Annotated in this window: 1 pseudogene; it reads left to right on the top strand. The window is 66.6% G+C overall.

Annotation, left to right across the window (positions count from 1 at the left end):
• A pseudogene (locus EOD07_RS34270) lies at nt 1-1,435 on the top strand (autotransporter outer membrane beta-barrel domain-containing protein); the annotation flags it as partial.

Here is a 1,435-nt window from a genome sequence, read left to right as displayed (position 1 = left end):
GTATCGACATGCAATCCGGCACCATCACCGGCACGGTGGACCAAGGCGACGGCGCGGATTCCTTCATCATCGGCGCCGGCACCGTCGCCGGCAACGTCCAGCAGGGCGCGGGCATCGACGATTTCAACATGAGCGGCGGCCAGATCGGCTCGCTCAACCAGGGCGACGGCCTCGACACGTTCACCATGAGCGGCGGACGCATCGTCGATTTCTTCGACGACGGCGACCATGCGGTGATGACCGGCGGCCGCATCGGCCGCGTCAACATGAAGCTCGACCAGAACTACTTCAACATGTCGGGTGGCATCATCGACCGCAACCTCGTCACCGGCTTCGACAAGGACACCATCATCCTTTCCGGCGGCACCATCGGCGGCAACATCAGCGTCAGCGGCGGCAACGATAGTGTCACGATCACCGGCGGCACGGTCGGCGGCGACGTGCTGATGAGCTTCGGCTCCGACAGTTTCGTCTGGGACGGCGGCGGCATCATCTATGGCAATGTCGATCTCGGCGCCGACAACGACACGGCCAAGCTCACCAACCTCACCAACGCCAATCTCGGCGGCACCAAAACGCTCAACGGCGGTCTCGGTACCGACACGCTCACCTTCGACAACGTCAAGCTGAACGGCATCGCCAGGGTCCAGAACTGGGAAACCATCGACGCCACCAACGACACGCAATTGACATTGGACGGCAACCTGGTGCTGGGCGACTCGGGCACGGGCACCGGCAAGATCAACGTCGACCAGGCAAGCACGCTCTATGGCGGTGGCTTCAATGCCTCGATCCAGGCCTTCACGTCGGGGCAGCTGGCCGAGGTCTTCAATGCCGGCCGCATCGATCTGACCAACGGCAATACGGGCGCCACCGACCGGCTGACCATCAATGGCAATTATACCGGGCTTGGCGGCCTGCTGCTGATCCAGACCGAGCTTGGCGACGATTCTTCCGCCTCCGACAGACTCGTGCTGTCGGGCGGCACCGCCTCCGGCTCTACCGGCATCGCCGTCGTCAATGTCGGCGGCGCCGGCGCCGAGACGACGGCGGACGGCATCATGGTCGTGCAGGCAGTCAACGGCGCCACGTCGAGCGCCAACGCCTTCGCGCTCGACGCTCCGGTCGCGGCCGGCGCCTTCGAATACTACCTGTTCAAGGGTGGCGTCAGCGCCGGCAGCGCGGAGAACTGGTATCTGCGCTCCGCGCTGATCACGCCGACATCGCCGGCTGCCGCGCCTGGAGCGCTGGAGCCGGCGTCGCAACCGGAGCCCGTGGCGCCGGAAACCGAGCCGCCGCCGCCGCCGTCGGATCTGCCGCCGGTGCCGGTGCCGACCGATGGCGATGCCAACAATCCGCCGGTCGATCCGACGCCGCCGGTGCAGGCCAGCGATCCCGAACCCGAGGCGCCGCCAGCTCCGCCCGAGGCGCCGCC

This window comes from Mesorhizobium sp. M2C.T.Ca.TU.002.02.1.1, assembly GCF_003997225.1.
The sequence above is the reverse complement of the archived record's forward strand: the minus strand, read 5'-3'. Positions and strand labels throughout refer to the sequence as shown.